The 15,874-nt window shown below is 55.4% G+C and carries 12 protein-coding genes and 3 tRNA genes; 5 read left to right on the plus strand and 10 right to left on the minus strand.

Features of this window, described 5'->3' with window-relative positions:
• Positions 1–2 precede the first annotated feature (2 nt).
• A complete protein-coding gene (locus I5192_RS07575; RefSeq protein ID WP_170393198.1) occupies positions 3–863 on the minus strand; it encodes a hypothetical protein in 861 nt (286 codons plus the stop codon).
• Positions 864–1,022: 159 nt separating this feature from the next.
• Here I5192_RS07575 and I5192_RS07580 point away from each other — a divergent pair, with 159 nt between their 5' ends.
• The 3 genes from I5192_RS07580 to mmsB are packed head-to-tail and all read left to right on the plus strand — an operon-like array spanning position 1,023 to position 4,090.
• Complete coding sequence (locus I5192_RS07580; protein ID WP_170405515.1) at positions 1,023–2,165, plus strand: acyl-CoA dehydrogenase family protein; 1,143 nt, start codon at positions 1,023–1,025, stop codon at positions 2,163–2,165.
• 8 nt (positions 2,166–2,173) lie between these two features.
• A complete protein-coding gene (locus tag I5192_RS07585; RefSeq protein WP_170405512.1) occupies positions 2,174–3,214 on the plus strand; it encodes an enoyl-CoA hydratase/isomerase family protein in 1,041 nt (346 codons plus the stop codon).
• Positions 3,215–3,217: 3 nt separating this feature from the next.
• Positions 3,218–4,090 carry a 3-hydroxyisobutyrate dehydrogenase gene (mmsB, locus tag I5192_RS07590; protein ID WP_223118102.1) on the plus strand — a complete coding sequence of 291 codons (873 nt, stop codon included), beginning with the start codon at positions 3,218–3,220 and terminating at the stop codon, positions 4,088–4,090.
• 74 nt (positions 4,091–4,164) lie between these two features.
• Here mmsB and uvrA read toward each other — a convergent pair whose 3' ends face one another.
• From uvrA to I5192_RS07610, 4 genes are all read right to left on the minus strand, one after another.
• On the minus strand, positions 4,165–7,023 hold the full coding sequence (gene uvrA / locus I5192_RS07595; protein ID WP_223118103.1) for an excinuclease ABC subunit UvrA: 2,859 nt from the start codon (positions 7,021–7,023) through the stop codon (positions 4,165–4,167).
• A 105-nt stretch (positions 7,024–7,128) separates the two neighbouring features.
• Positions 7,129–7,671, minus strand: a complete 543-nt coding sequence (locus I5192_RS07600; protein WP_223118104.1) for a methyltransferase domain-containing protein — start codon at positions 7,669–7,671, stop codon at positions 7,129–7,131.
• Positions 7,672–7,798: 127 nt separating this feature from the next.
• Positions 7,799–7,875 (minus strand) — tRNA-Asp (locus I5192_RS07605).
• A 52-nt stretch (positions 7,876–7,927) separates the two neighbouring features.
• Positions 7,928–8,004, minus strand: a tRNA-Asp gene (locus I5192_RS07610).
• Positions 8,005–8,217: 213 nt separating this feature from the next.
• Here I5192_RS07610 and I5192_RS07615 point away from each other — a divergent pair.
• Positions 8,218–8,292: transfer RNA gene (locus I5192_RS07615), tRNA-Val, on the plus strand.
• Positions 8,293–8,367: 75 nt separating this feature from the next.
• Here the strand turns inward: I5192_RS07615 and I5192_RS07620 are convergent.
• Positions 8,368–8,595 carry a hypothetical protein gene (locus tag I5192_RS07620; protein WP_170405503.1) on the minus strand — a complete coding sequence of 76 codons (228 nt, stop codon included), beginning with the start codon at positions 8,593–8,595 and terminating at the stop codon, positions 8,368–8,370.
• A 248-nt stretch (positions 8,596–8,843) separates the two neighbouring features.
• On the opposite strand from I5192_RS07620, the gene I5192_RS07625 reads away from it, so the two are divergent.
• Positions 8,844–10,430, plus strand: a complete 1,587-nt coding sequence (locus I5192_RS07625; RefSeq protein WP_223118105.1) for an APC family permease — start codon at positions 8,844–8,846, stop codon at positions 10,428–10,430.
• A 51-nt stretch (positions 10,431–10,481) separates the two neighbouring features.
• On the opposite strand, the gene lon is transcribed toward I5192_RS07625, so the two are convergent.
• The 4 genes from lon to I5192_RS07645 all read right to left on the minus strand — a co-directional run bounded on the left by lon (position 10,482) and on the right by I5192_RS07645 (position 15,732).
• Positions 10,482–12,890, minus strand: a complete 2,409-nt coding sequence (lon, locus tag I5192_RS07630) for an endopeptidase La (RefSeq protein WP_170393206.1) — start codon at positions 12,888–12,890, stop codon at positions 10,482–10,484.
• A gap of 233 nt (positions 12,891–13,123) precedes the next feature.
• Positions 13,124–13,534: a DUF6636 domain-containing protein gene (locus I5192_RS07635; protein WP_170405494.1), complete on the minus strand. Its 411-nt coding sequence runs from the start codon at positions 13,532–13,534 to the stop codon at positions 13,124–13,126.
• Between the two features lie 92 nt (positions 13,535–13,626).
• Positions 13,627–14,757, minus strand: coding sequence for a tRNA guanosine(34) transglycosylase Tgt (gene tgt, locus I5192_RS07640; protein WP_223118279.1), 1,131 nt, complete (start codon positions 14,755–14,757; stop codon positions 13,627–13,629).
• A 63-nt stretch (positions 14,758–14,820) separates the two neighbouring features.
• Complete coding sequence (locus I5192_RS07645) at positions 14,821–15,732, minus strand: nucleoside hydrolase (RefSeq protein WP_223118106.1); 912 nt, start codon at positions 15,730–15,732, stop codon at positions 14,821–14,823.
• Positions 15,733–15,874: the final 142 nt, after the last annotated feature.

The raw sequence follows: 15,874 nt of genomic DNA on the forward strand, positions 1-15,874 counted from the left end.
AGTCAAACCGCCGCCAAAATCTCTTTAATCCGGTCCGCTACGGGTTCATACAAATCGCGATCCGTCCAGTATCCGTTATGCGAAAGCGGGTTCCACGACGTAAAGATTTTGCCCGCATTGATCGGCTTATCCTTCAAGGCCCCACTTTGAGCGAGCTGTTCATAGCTTGGCGCGCTTTTGCCCAAAGGAAAACCCAAAACATCATGCTTGTCATAGTAGTTTCGCCACCAGGTCGAAAACTGCAACGCAGGCGGCAGCGCGCGGTTCGGGGCCATGATCGGAAAAATCTCATTCTCGGGATATGCGAACAGAAAAATCGGAATATTGCACCCAAACGTCACGAGGCCAGCAACGGTTTTCATGTTTTCAACATCTGTCGGGTGAACCGGTGAACCACCCTGGCGCAGATGTCTTTGCATGTCATAAATATAGTTCGACATTATGTGCCCACCCAGCGAATGCGCCAGGATCAGTACAGGCCCCTGTGGTCCGACCTGGTATTTGACGACCCCCATCACATTCTCGATTTTCTTGTGGATCGCCTCATAGATCTTATCGCCATCATCCGGAGTTGGTCGGTAGGAAGCCGCATCCGACAGATTGCACACTACAAACTCGCGCAGCTTGTCGTATCCAAGGCTGCGGTTGACCTTGCGCAGATATGCCTTTTGCCGCCCTTGCAGGATCTGTGCCCAGACCACCTCGTGCCAGATCACATCATCCATATCCGCGCCGACCCGGTTCGAAACGCGTCGTTTCAGCCCTTTGGAAAACGTTGGGGTCGTGGATGGGGGCTGGTTCTGAGGATTGTACTGGCTGCCCATGCCGTGAATCGCGATAACAGCAAGCTTGTGTGACGACATAAGAATACTCCGTAATGATCAAGAAAGCAGAATTCCCGCAGTATACCTCACCGTCCAGAAATCCCCTAAATCGCCGGGTTTGCCGTCATTGAAAAATTTCTGTAAGGATTGAAGAATAAAACGCTCGTTCAATTCTATAGCCATCAGGAAGCACACGTCATGGATTTCGCGCTGACCGAAGAACAAACGGCCATTTTCGACATGGCCTACGCCTTTGGCCAAGACCACATCGCCCCCTTCGCGCGTCAGTGGGAAGCAGACGGAACCATCCCCAAAGAGCTTTGGCCCAAAATCGGCGAACTAGGATTTGGTGGACTTTATGTCTCGGAAGAGGCTGGTGGTTCTGGCCTGACGCGATTGGATGCGACACTGGTGTTCGAAGCGCTATCGATGGCCTGTCCCTCGGTCGCGGCGTTCCTGTCGATTCACAACATGTGCGCCAAAATGCTGGACAGCTTTGGCAGTGACGATCTGAAGTCCCGCATTATGCCAAGTATCCTCAGCCTCGAAACCGTCCTCAGCTACTGCCTGACTGAACCCGGATCGGGATCGGACGCTGCGGCGCTGAAAACGCGCGCTGAACGGACCAATGAAGGCTTCACGCTCAACGGCACAAAAGCGTTCATTTCCGGCGGCGGCTATTCGGATGCCTATGTCTGCATGGTGCGCACGGGTGAAGACGGCCCTAGGGGGATCTCTACCGTCTATGTCGAAGACGGCACGCCGGGCCTGAGTTTCGGTGGTCTGGAACAGAAAATGGGTTGGAAAAGCCAGCCAACCGCGCAAGTTCAGTTTGACGATTGCAAAATTCCATCCGGCAATCTGGTCGGAGCTGAAGGCGACGGTTTCAAATACGCGATGATGGGGCTGGACGGTGGCCGTCTGAACATCGCCTCCTGCTCGCTGGGGGCAGCTCAGAACGGTCTGGACATGACGTTGCAGTATATGTCCGAGCGCAAGGCCTTTGGACAATCGATCGATCAGTTTCAGGCGCTGCAGTTCCGACTGGCAGATATGGAGATTGAGCTACAGGCGGCGCGCACCTTCCTGCGTCAGGCAGCGTGGAAACTTGATCAAGGCGCACCGGACGCCACAAAATTCTGCGCGATGGCCAAGAAGTTCGTAACCGAAACCGGATCGAAAGTCGTGGATCAGTGTCTGCAATTGCACGGTGGATACGGCTATCTGGCTGATTATGGCATCGAGAAACTGGTGCGGGATCTGCGCGTGCACCAAATACTGGAAGGCACGAACGAGATCATGCGCGTGATCGTTGCGCGCCAGATGCTCTCCAATCGCTGAGGTCTTTGATGTCCGATATTGACATTCGCACCGCAGGCCGTGCCGGGCGCATAACGCTGACACGTCCACACGCCCTAAACGCCCTTAGCTATGAGATGTGCATGGCCATCGATACCGCTCTGCGCAACTGGCGTGAGGATGATCAAGTCGATCTGATCATTCTCGATGCCGAAGGCGACAAAGCCTTTTGCGCTGGCGGAGATATTGCCGAGCTTTATGCGACCGGCACCAAGGCGGACTATGCTTATGGCCAAACGTTTTGGCGCGACGAATACCGCCTGAATGCCTTAATTTTTGAGTACTCAAAACCAGTGATCAGCTTCCTGCAAGGTTTCACCATGGGTGGCGGGGTTGGCATCGGGTGCCATGGCAGCCATCGAGTGGTTGGAGAAAGCTCAAAGATCGCGATGCCGGAATGCTCAATCGGGCTGGTTCCTGATGTGGGCGGATCGCTGATGTTGGCGCTGGCGCCGGGGCGATTGGGCGAGTATCTGGGCACCACCGGCCACCGCATGGGGCCCGGAGATGCGATCTATGCCGGGTTTGCCGACCATTTCATTCCACAAGAGCATTGGGCGGGGCTGATAGACCAGTTGGAAGCCTCCGGACGGGCGGAACTGGTGGATGAGCATGCAGTGCGCGCACCGGATAGCCCCTTGGCTGAAATGCAGGGCGAGATCGACAGGCTATTCAGCGGAGAAAGCCTTGGCGATATCCTGAACAGCTTGCGCAACGATGACACAGAATTTTCGACGAAAATTCTCGGCACCCTGCAGCGAAACTCTCCTATCTCCATGGCTTGTGCTGTCGAGATGTTGCATCGGCTGCGCGGAACCGGCCTGACATTGCAAAAAGCGCTGGATCTGGAGTACCGGTTTACTTATCGCGCGATGGAGCATGGCGATTTTCTGGAAGGCATTCGCGCCCAGATCATCGACAAGGATCGCAACCCGAAATGGCAGTTTGCTGATTTGGATGTGCCTGCAGTCGCGGTGTCCAAGATGCTGCAACCGCTCGGTGCGGATGCACTAAGCTTTTCAGAGGAGTAAGGGATGAAAATCGCATTCATAGGGCTTGGCAATATGGGCGGCCCGATGGCTGCCAATCTGGCGCGCGCGGGTCATGACGTGATCGGATTTGATCAAGTTGATGTCGCCGTTGAAGGCGTAGCCATGGCGTCTTCCGGCGCTGCCGCAGCTGCGGAAGCCGACGTGGTTATCACCATGCTTCCCAACGGGCAAATTCTGCGCGCTGTGGCCGATGAAGTTGTCCCTGAAATGCAAGACGGCGCGGTTCTGATTGACTGCTCTACGGTCGATGTCGACAGCGCCCGCGCGGTGGCGCAGCAAGCTGCTCAGGCTGGTCTGCTATCAGTCGATGCACCTGTATCCGGCGGGATTGGTGGGGCCGCTGCAGGCACTTTGACCTTTATGGCCGGTGGATCTGACGCAGCTTTTGCCAAGGCGGCTCCGTTATTTGAAATCATGGGGCAAAAAGCGGTTCACTGCGGTGAAGCTGGCGCGGGTCAGGCCGCCAAAATCTGCAACAACATGATCCTCGGCGTGACGATGATCGCAACCTGCGAGGCATTTGCGCTTGCTGATAAATTGGGATTGGATCGACAAAAGATGTTCGATGTCGTCAGCACGTCCTCAGGGTACAGCTGGACAATGAACGCCTATTGCCCTGCCCCCGGCGTTGGACCCGAAAGCCCATCCGACAATAACTATACCCCTGGTTTCGCCGCCGAGCTGATGTTGAAAGACCTACGTCTCAGCCAACAGGCTGCCGAGAGTGCGGACGCTGATACGCCCATGGGACAGGTTGCGACAAAGCTCTATGAATTGTTTGTCGAACACGAAGATGGCTTGGGGCGCGATTTCAGCGCCATGCTGCCACGTTTTGAGAAGCGGTCCAGAGACTGAACAACCTCAGAACGCAGCGCTCTACGAAGCACCAGAGAAGAAAATTCGCAGCATTTTCTTCTCTCGCTCTGTTCCTATTCGGCAGCTACGGCTTGCCCATCCAGCATTGGCTTCAGATAACGCCCAGTGTGGCTACGCTCACATTCAGCGACGTCTTCGGGCGTACCCTCAGCCACAATCTGACCTCCGCCATCGCCACCTTCCGGGCCAATGTCGATTATCCAGTCGGCGGTTTTTACAACATCGAGATTATGTTCGATGACAACAACAGTATTTCCTTGGTCGACCAGTTCGTGCAGGACTTCCAACAGTTTACGCACGTCCTCGAAATGCAGACCCGTTGTGGGTTCGTCCAGAATATACAGCGTTCGACCCGTTGATCGCTTGCTCAGTTCTTTAGAGAGCTTTACACGCTGCGCCTCACCACCGGAGAGCGTGGTCGCCTGTTGACCAACTTTGATGTAGCCGAGCCCAACGCGAGCCAAGGCATCCATCTTGTCGCGGATCGATGGCACCGCTTTAAAGAATTCCTGCGCATCTTCCACTGTCATATCAAGTACATCCGCGATGGACTTACCCTTGAACTTGATCTCAAGCGTCTCACGGTTGTATCGCGCGCCTTTGCAGGTTTCGCAGGTGACATAAACATCAGGCAGAAAGTGCATCTCGATCTTGATGACGCCATCACCCTGACACGCTTCGCACCGGCCGCCTTTGACGTTAAAGCTGAACCGCCCGGGCTTGTATCCACGCGCTTTGGCTTCTGGCAACCCGGCAAACCAGTCTCGGATCGGGGTGAAAGCCCCGGTGTAAGTCGCTGGATTTGAACGTGGAGTCCGGCCAATGGGTCGCTGGTCTATGTCGATCACCTTGTCCAGATGCTCAAGCCCTTTGATCGTTTCACAGGGCGCCGGTGTCTGGCGAGCGCCGTTCAACCGCATCGAGGCGGTTTTGAACAAAGTCTCAATCGTCAGCGTTGATTTTCCACCGCCAGACACACCGGTCACACAAACAAATTTTCCGAGCGGAAATTCGGCCGTCACGTTCTTGAGGTTGTTTCCCGTCGCCTTAACAACGGTCACTTTCTGCTTCTTACCCTTTCGCCGCTCAACCGGCACCGGGATCTCGCGTGTCCCCGAAAGATATTGGCCGGTGATCGAGGCCGCATCGCCGGCGATATGCTCGGGCGTACCGTGGCTGACCACCTGTCCGCCATGCACTCCTGCACCGGGACCGATATCAAACACATAATCCGCCTCGCGAATGGCCTCTTCGTCATGTTCAACGACGATGACCGTGTTGCCCTGATCACGCAAATTCTTAAGCGTTCCCAGCAGACGATCATTGTCGCGTTGGTGCAGACCAATCGATGGCTCGTCGAGCACATACAATACCCCGGTCAGGCCCGAGCCGATCTGGCTCGCCAGACGGATACGCTGACTTTCACCTCCGGACAGGGTACCACTTGAACGAGACATCGTAAGATACTCTAATCCAACATTATTCAAAAAACCCAACCGCTCGCGAATTTCCTTGAGAATTGCGCGCGCGATCTCGTTCTTTTGTGCGCTCAGATGATTTGGGGCATCCTCGACCCAGGCCAACGCCTCGCGGATCGACATTTCGACGACCTGTCCAACGTGCAAACCCGCAATTTTGACGGCCAGCGCCTCAGCACGCAGACGGTAGCCTTTGCATGTGCCGCAGGGTCGGTTGTTTTGATAGCGCTCGAATTCTTCGCGAATCCAGGCGCTGTCAGTCTCGCGATAGCGGCGCTCCATGTTGGGGATGACGCCTTCAAAGCTTCGGGTAACCTGATAGACGCGGCCACCTTCATCATAACGGAACTGGATCTCTTCATCACCAGACCCGCGCAGAAACACCTGCTGGACTTTCTTGGGCAAGTCCTTCCAGGGAGTGTTCTTGTCAAACTCGTAATGTCGCGCGATAGCTTCGATCGTTTGCAGAAAATACGGTGATTTACCCTTCCGCCAGGGCGCAAGCGCCCCGTCATAGAGTTTCAATGTCTGGTCCGGCACGACCAGACGTTCATCAAAGAACAGTTCGACCCCAAGCCCGTCGCAATCGGGGCAAGCCCCAAAGGGCGCGTTGAATGAGAACAGGCGCGGCTCGATCTCGGGGATGGTGAACCCACTGACCGGGCAGGCAAAATTCTCACTGAATGTGATGCGTTCCGGGTCGCCCTCCTTCGGTGCGGTTTCGAGGATTGCGATCCCGTCCGCCAGATCCAGTGCGGTCCTTAGGCTGTCGGCCAGGCGTGTTTCCATGCCCTCTCGTACCACCAGACGATCGACAACGACGTCGATATCGTGGCGGAACTTCTTGTCCAGCGTCGGCGGCTCATCCAATTCATAGAACTCACCATCTACCTTGACGCGTTGAAAACCCTGCTTGCGCAGCTCAAGGAACTCTTTCCGATATTCACCCTTCCGATCACGAACGATGGGGGCCAGCAGATAGCCGCGCGTGCCCTCCTCCATCGTCATGATCCGGTCGACCATGTCCTGCACCTGCTGTGCCTCAATCGGCAATCCTGTGGCCGGGCTGTAAGGCGTACCAGCACGGGCAAAGAGCAAGCGAAGATAGTCGTAGATCTCGGTTACGGTGCCCACGGTCGAACGCGGGTTTTTTGAGGTCGTCTTCTGCTCGATCGAAATCGCGGGGCTTAGTCCGCTAATGTGATCCACATCGGGCTTCTCCATCATATCGAGGAACTGGCGCGCATAGGCCGACAGGCTTTCGACATAGCGGCGCTGCCCTTCGGCATAGATCGTATCAAATGCCAAAGAAGACTTACCCGAGCCCGACAGGCCAGTGATCACCACCAGCTGATCCCGTGGGATGTCGACATCAATGCTCTTGAGGTTATGCTCGCGCGCACCGCGCACCTCGATATTCTTCAGCTCAGCCATTCAGGCCCCCAACAACCAACGTCACTCAGAGATAGGCGAGAGCGGCTGAGTCTCCAACCAAAAAATTAGAACAAAGTAAGAACAGGCGATTTTTCGACACTCGGCTTAAGCACTGGATCTCTTAGCCAGAGCCCATGCGCAGATTGGAAAATCGGGATCGTTCTCCAAATTGTCTGTCTCAGGGTCATAAACAGGAGGCCATTCAAGTTCGAGATTGCGCAAAGCGGCATGCCGATTGCCCCACTGTTCGGCCCGGATGAGATCCGGGTCGAACCCACACTCAGTGAGCAGGTTTTTCAATCCGCGCGCAGACCAGCGCGAACAGTCATGCGGAGCAGCGTGAAACGGAATGAAGAACGGGACGGCAAGCCAGAAATACCCTCCGGGCCTTAACATCTCTAGCACGTTCAGCGTGGCTTCAACCGGGCGATCCAAGTGCTCCCACACCTGATTGGCCAAAACCAGATCGACCTTTCGCACCTGCTGCTGCTTGTCCAGAACGGGTCCGGTGCAGATATCATGTTGCTTGTGCCAAATCTGTTCATAGCTGCAAAATCCAAATTGCTTACCCCACGAACCAGAAATCTCAATGACATCAAGTGTTTCCGGCTTTAGGCCGCGGACCCACTGCCGGCTGCGCCGTGCCATAATAACTCGATTTAGACTGGTCACTGCTTGCCCCTGATGTTTTGCAGGCAATAAACCATAAGATCAGTAAGATGTCGGCACAAAAAAACGCCCACAAGGGCGTATGACTTTCTAAATCGAAGGAAAATGGCGCGGTTGACGGGGCTCGAACCCGCGACCCCCGGCGTGACAGGCCGGTACTCTAACCAACTGAGCTACAACCGCGCATTTAGGGTCTATGTGCGATCCGTTTGCCCGGATCAAAGGCTGGCAGCGATGGCGCGGTTGACGGGGCTCGAACCCGCGACCCCCGGCGTGACAGGCCGGTACTCTAACCAACTGAGCTACAACCGCCCACTGCCCGTTCATCTCTGAACGTTGGGGTGTATTATGGCTACACCCCGGCATCGTCAAGCGGCGTTTTCAAGTTTTTTGCTCGAACCTGATTTTTTCCGATCTATCCGACTTGGCGGGCAATGTGTGAAAACCGGATTTCGTCTGACGCGCTGCAATTTGAACGCTTTGAACTTGCGGCGAAACACAAGCCGCTGTATCAACCGCCGCTATGGGTGATTAGCTCAGTGGTAGAGCGCTTCGTTCACATCGAAGATGTCAGGAGTTCAAATCTCTTATCACCCACCATATTATTCAAATGCTTATGCGACATAGTTGAAGCGTTTTGGAACCATTTAGTTCAACGCTGCGCGCACAATGCTGTCATCCTCCGACATACACGCCGGATTTAGGACGATAAAAAACCTTTTGGTCATGCAGTCGCCCCAGAAGGTCGTGTGCCTTGCGCACAAAGTCTTCACGGGTTTCCCTTTCTTCTACCCTCTCGTCAACAGGGACATTCGATCTGGACGCTATGGCATGACGCATGGCCTCTTCGATTATATCCATATCTTCGACCGAAAGCTCGAACATATCATTGTACAGAGGCATCCTGGGTTCTCCTACCTTGGCACAGACGACCAGCGTGCCTCATGTTCCGAGTCGATTCCACTTCAAATACCTATTGCCGGCGATCGCGTTTCGAAGAACACGCCCAGCAGGATTTAGAAGATGAATCGGGCAGACCTCGTTTTCGCGAATTTTCTGCATGATATGTGGCACTTGCCATGTTTCCCGTGGCCTGCTTATCCTGATGTCATAGCCACCAATAAGGCACCCCTCTTTGGGCGAGAAATAACATGGCGAAACTGAAGCGGGAAATTGGCCTGGTCGGCCTGACCTTCATTTCGGTTGGAGGAATCATTGGGTCAGGCTGGCTTTTCGGCCCCCTGCTCGCCGTGCAACACGCAGGCCCCGCCGCGGTTCTTTCTTGGATTATTGGCGCCGTTGCGATGTTCATACTGGCAATAACATTCGCCGAGATTTCAGCGATGTTACCTATCCCAGGCGGAATCGCACGCGTCCCTCAGTTCTCACACGGCAACATCGTGTCGATGGCGATGGGATGGACGGCCTGGATTGGCTACAACACCACCGCTCCGATCGAAGTTGAAGCCATGCTTAAATACCTCGCGCCCTACGCGTCATGGCTCCACGCCGCGGATACCGGCGAACTGACCGGCGCTGGTGTTTCGGTCGCCTTGCTGTTCATGTTGCTGTTCGTCGCTGTGAACGCACTAGGCGTGAAATTTTTTGCACAGGTAAATGCAACGCTGACCTGGGCCAAGATTGCCATTCCGATAGTTTTGTCCGTGTTGTTGATCGCGACCCGCTTTGACGTGCAGAATTTCTCCGCACCTGACGGTTTCGCCCCCTACGGCCTGAAAGGCATCATGGCCGCAGTATCAACCGGTGGGGTGATCTTTTCCTTTATAGGTTTCCGGCATGTTGTTGATATGGCAGGAGAAGTTCGAAACCCAAAATTCGACATCCCGGCTGCTCTGGTTCTGTCCATTGTACTATGTGCCTTGATCTACCTTGGATTACAGGTGGCCTTTATCGGCGCGCTTGATCCCATGATGATCCGCGATGGTTGGGCGAGTCTCAGCTTCGGTGGGCAAGGTCCTTTGGATGGCGTCATAATGTCTGTCGGAATATTGTGGTTCCTCAGCTTGCTGAACGTCGGGTCGGTCATCGGCCCGTTTGGCAATGGGTTGGTTGCAACAGGATCGAACGCCCGTATCGCTCTGGCCCTGTCGCAAAACGGGTTCCTGCCGAAACGTTTGCAGATCTTGTCATCGTTCGGAGTACCGCTTTGGGCCTTGGCTCTCAACTTTCTGATTGGCACTCTGTTTTTACTGACGGTCCCGTTCGCAACCGTAATCGCCCTGAACGGGGCCGCGATTGTGCTTTCATTCGCGGTCGGCCCAATCGCCGTGGTGTGTTTACGCGATCTGATGCCTGACCACCCGCGCTCAATCCGTATTCCCGCCGTCAAACTTGTCGGGCTCACGGCCTTCGCGATCTCAACCCTGATCGTCTACTGGAGCGGGTGGGACACGGTCTGGAGGCTGGGAATTGCCCTGCTCATCGGCATGGCGCTGCTGCTGATCCGCTTTCACAATCGGCTCGATGAAATGGACGCGACCGAGGCGCTTTGGCTGATGCCCTATTTCTGTGGTTTGGGGCTGATCTCCTACATGGGTCAGTTTGGAGAAGGCGCGCAAAAGCAGATCCCGTTTGGTTGGGACATTGTGCTGTGTGCGGCATTTTCGGCAGTGATTTTTGCGCTCGCCGTACGCTCGGCGCTGTCAGACAAAAAATTCCAGGCTTACATCGAAAACGAAGAGGTGCTGGACCCGGCCAAACCTGTCATTGGACTTTGAACAAAAAAAGGCGGGGAATGACCCCGCCTTTCTAATTAATCTGTTTCGGGCTTAGTGGGCTGTTGCCGACGGTCCTGCCCCTTCGGCCGCCTTGGCGGCAGCGGCAGCGGCCTCTTCAGCGGCCTCATCCCACTCAATTGACTCGGGCTTACGTATCAACGCTTGCTCCAGTACTTCCGAGACGTGTTTGACCGCGATGATCTCCAGCCCTTCTTTCACGTTGTCGGGAATATCTGCCAGATCCTTTTCATTCTCTTCGGGAATGAGGACGGTCTTGATCCCGCCACGCAGGGCAGCCAGCAGTTTTTCTTTCAGCCCGCCAATCGGCATCGCGTTGCCGCGCAGCGAAACCTCGCCTGTCATGGCGATGTCCTTGCGCACAGGAATACCGGTCAGGACCGAAACAATCGAAGTCACCATAGCCAAGCCCGCAGACGGACCATCCTTTGGCGTCGCACCATCGGGCACGTGCACGTGGATATCGATTTTGTCGAACTGCGGCGGTTTAACCCCGATCTGAGGCGAAATTGATCGGACGTAAGACGACGCCGCGTCGATCGATTCCTTCATCACATCGCCCAGCTTACCAGTGGTCTTCATCCGCCCTTTGCCGGGCAGTTTCAGAGCCTCGATATGCAGCAGATCACCACCGACCGAAGTCCAAGCCAAGCCAGTGACTACACCAACCTGATCGTCCTGTTCAGCCAAGCCATAACGGAACTTGGGCACTCCAAGAAAATCATCCAGATTGTCGGGCGTCACCTTTACGGTCTCCGCCTCTTTCTTGATGATCTTGGTCAACGATTTCCGCGCCACTTTGGCGATTTCGCGTTCGAGGTTCCGCACACCCGCCTCGCGGGTATAGGTGCGGATGATCGATTGCAGCGCCTCATCGGTCAGCTCAAACTCCTTGGCTTTCAGACCATGGTTTTTGACCTGTTTGTCGATCAGGTGTTGCTTGGCGATCTCGCTCTTTTCCTCTTCGGTGTAACCGGCCAGCGGGATGATCTCCATCCGGTCTAGCAGAGGCCCAGGCATGTTGTAGCTGTTAGACGTGGTCAGGAACATCACGTTGGACAGGTCATATTCGACCTCAAGATAATGATCCATGAACGTGTTGTTCTGTTCCGGGTCCAACACCTCCAGCATCGCCGAGGCTGGATCGCCACGGAAGTCCTGCCCCATCTTGTCGATTTCATCGAGCAGGATGAGAGGGTTTGTGGTTTTCGCCTTCTTCAGCGCCTGAATGATCTTGCCGGGCATCGACCCGATATAAGTCCGACGGTGGCCACGAATCTCAGATTCGTCGCGCACACCACCCAGCGAGATGCGAATGAATTCGCGCCCAGTGGCTTTTGCGACCGATTTACCCAGCGAGGTTTTACCCACACCCGGAGGGCCAACAAGGCACAGGATCGGGCCTTTCAGCTTTTTCGAGCGCTGTTGAACCGCCAGATATTCGACGATCCGCTCTTTGACTTTCTCAAGTCCATAGTGGTCGGCATCCAGAATGTCCTGCGCGCGACCCAGATCCTTTTTGACGCGGGATTTGGTGCCCCACGGCAGTGACAGGATCCAGTCCAGATAGTTGCGCACAACGGTCGCTTCAGCCGACATGGGCGACATGTTCTTGAGCTTTTTCAGCTCACCCTCGGCCTTTTCGCGCGCCTCTTTCGACAGCTTGGTCTCGTTGATCTTGGCTTCCAGTTCGGCAACTTCGTTGCTGCCGTCCTCCCCATCGCCAAGCTCCTTCTGAATCGCTTTCATCTGCTCATTCAGATAGTACTCGCGCTGCGTCTTCTCCATCTGGGATTTGACGCGGGTCTTGATCTTTTTCTCGACCTGCAGGACCGACATCTCGCCCTGCATCAGGCCATAGACCTTCTCAAGCCGCTCGCTCACCGAGAGCGTCTCAAGCAGTTCCTGTTTCTGTTCAACCTCGATGCCCAGATGACCTGACACAAGGTCGGCCAACTTTGCAGGCTCGGTGGTTTCACCGACGGCGGCCAGCGCCTCTTCGGGGATATTCTTGCGCACTTTTGCATAGCGCTCAAACTCGTCCGCGACGGTGCGCAACAGCGCTTCGGTCGTGGTGACATCGCCCGGAATCTCGGTCAGATACTCGGCGCGCGCTTCGAAAAACTGATCGTTTTCAAGGAATTCTGTGATCTGCACCCGCGCCTGCCCCTCGACAAGCACCTTCACGGTGCCATCGGGCAGTTTCAGCAGTTGCAGCACGTTGGCCAGAACGCCCGAGCGGTAGATACCGTCGATTTCCGGATCATCCTCACCAGGATCAATCTGGCTGGACAACAGAATTTGCTTGTCATCCTGCATCACCTCTTCCAGGGCGCGGACCGATTTGTCACGGCCCACGAACAGCGGCACGATCATATGTGGGAAGACCACGATATCGCGCAGCGGCAGGACGGGGTATGAGGAATTCAGAGGCTCTTGCATGCTCTATCCTTATCATTGGCAAGACGGCGCTGGTCCCTGATTCAGGCAACCTTTGGCCATCTCCTGTCTTGGACGATAAAGGTGGGGCACCTGTTCCCCCATTTCAACCTCATCGTCATTTGTCGTGATGCAGCATGACCCGATGATTTGGGGACTTCAAGGCATCCGACAGACATATCCACCGATTTTAGCGAACCCAGCATTAAAACGGGCAACAAATCATCCAGCGTGGATCAGAACACCCTCTGCTTAGCTCGCGACAAAAAGAAGCCATGACCGACTTCGTTTCTACATTCCAAGCCCTTTTTCGAGGAATGGCAGACGAACCCGCCAAACTCTCCGGTTACGCCGTAGTCTGCACGGTCAAATCCGTCCCGGTTATGGCTGACTGGTTGGCACAGCATGCGGACGGCGCCCGTATTGGTCATGAAAAAATCATGTCCCCAGTCCGACTGGCAATCCGCCGGGCGCGGGAACGCAGGCGCTCCGCTGCGCTCAATTATGGTGCAAGACAGGTCCGAAACACTCGCCCCCTGCCCGACGACACACTGAATATTCTCGGACGGGGTTTCGAAGGTCCAGACATCCGCAAGAGATGTCGATGCGCAAAGAACGATTGCGATAGAAACAATAAAGCGAGGCATTGAATCCTCCTGAACAAAACAAATGAAAATGGTAAATAATGCGCGAACAGTATAGCAAAAAATACCGCGTTTGTCACCGCAATGGCCACAATCTACAGCGGTTCAATATCGCCTTGCTCCCGAAGCGCGTGGAATTGCGATTGCCACTCTGCGAATGTGCCCTGTGAAATCGCGTCCCGCATTCCCTGCATGATTTCCTGAAAGTAATGCAGATTGTGCCAAGTCAGCAGCATGCCCGAGATCATCTCATTCGAGCGGAACACGTGATGCAAGTAGGCCCGAGAATAACTTGAACACGCGGGGCATGTGCAGTTCTCATCCAGCGGGCGTGGGTCGTCAGCATGGCGGGCGTTCTTGATATTGACCACACCGTAACGCGTGAACACCTGCCCGGTGCGACCCGACCGCGAAGGTAGAACGCAATCCATCATATCTATCCCGCGTGCAACGGCACCTACGATATCATCAGGCTTGCCTACGCCCATCAGATAACGCGGTTTATCCTGGGGCAAGAAGTCGGGCGCATAGTCAAGGCAGCTGAACATGGCCTCCTGCCCCTCACCCACGGCAAGGCCGCCGACGGCGTAACCTTCAAAACCGACCTGCTTAAGTGCCTCGGCACTTTCTTTCCGAAGATCTTGTTCCAGCCCGCCCTGCATGATCCCAAACAGGGCATGTCCGGGGCGGTCTCCAAACGCTTCGCGCGACCGCGCAGCCCACCGCATCGAAAGGCGCATGGAATCGGCGATACGGTCGCGATCGGCGGGCAGCGCAGGGCATTCATCAAAGCACATGACGATGTCCGAGCCCAAAAGCCGCTGGATTTCCATCGACCGTTCCGGCGTCAATTCGTGCTTCGAGCCATCGACGTGAGATTTAAAGGTCACGCCCTTCTCGGTCAGTTTGCGCAGACCGGCCAGCGACATCACCTGAAATCCGCCAGAATCCGTCAGGATGGGCCGGTCCCAGTTCATGAACTTGTGCAGGCCTCCCAAACGATCGATCCGCTCGGCCGTTGGGCGCAGCATCAGATGATAGGTGTTGCCCAACAGAATATCGGCACCCGTGGCGCGCACACTTTCCGGCATCATCGCCTTGACGGTCGCGGCTGTGCCCACAGGCATGAACGCCGGCGTCCGCACCTCACCGCGCGGCGTGTTGATCACGCCTGTGCGGGCCTTGCCATCGGTGGATTTCAGGTCGAAAGAAAATCGCTGGGTCATGGTAACGCCTTGGATCGCTGAACCGGGCAGGCTTTGCCCGATCTGCAAGGGCATTGCAACCCGTCAGGGCAGCGAGGCTACACGGTCCGTAAACAGGCGCACCACCCCTGCCCCATCGACATCCCGGCACACTCGCACTGGTGGCCGTGCAGGGTCAGGACGAGTCGCACCGATCTCAGCCCCGTCCAACGCCACATGCAAACCCGTTTCGACCATTTCGAACATCGGTTCATGGGTGCAGGCGATAACGGCAGTCGAGTCATGCAATCCGCACCCTTCAAGCCCACCGATCTCTTTGTAGAACTTTAAATAGAAGCGCGAGATATCACGCAGAAAACCACCCATGTCAGGGGAACGTTCAGCGAGCGCATCAAAATCAGCGGTCTCGTAGAGCGTTTTCAGAGTCACATCCAATCCCACCAGAATCGTAGGCGGCGGCGCGGCAAAGACTTCGTCTGCAGCTTTGGCATCGTGATAGATATTCGCCTCGGCATGTTCGGTGATGTTGCCCGGGCAGTACACGGCCCCGCCCATGATGACGAGCTTGCCAAGATTCTCTGTAAACTCAGGGTCCAATCGCATGGCATCAGCGATATTGGTCAATGGCCCAACCGCGCATACGACCAGCTCTCCGCGATGGCTGCGCGCCATGTCGACAAGAAACTCTGCGGCGGACAGGGCGTGGTTTTCGCCTATCTCATCAATCTGGGTCAGGTCACCAAAGCCTTCGGGGCCGTGCACATGTTCCGAAGGTGAATGCGTGGTCTCCCCCAAAGCGAATGGCGCGCCTTGGGCCACGGGTATGCCCAGCCTCAGTTTGTCCACCAGAAACCGCGCATTGCGGCTGGATTGATGCACATGGGTGTTGCCGAACACGGTGGTCAGGCCGATCAGGTCAATTTCGGACGCAGCGGCGGCATAGGCAATGGCCATTGCGTCGTCGATGCCGGGGTCTGTATCGATAATCAGTTTCATCCTCGTCCGATAACGCAAACACCAGTGGGATGCAAAGCTGCCACAAAAGGGAATTTCTGGCCGGTATGAACGCTTTCACAGATTTGCATTCCAGCCTGTACAATCCATACCAGAGTTGAAATTGAGCGATTCAATCCCCATA

This window comes from Ruegeria sp. SCSIO 43209 (genome assembly GCF_019904295.1).
Classification (GTDB): domain Bacteria; phylum Pseudomonadota; class Alphaproteobacteria; order Rhodobacterales; family Rhodobacteraceae; genus Ruegeria.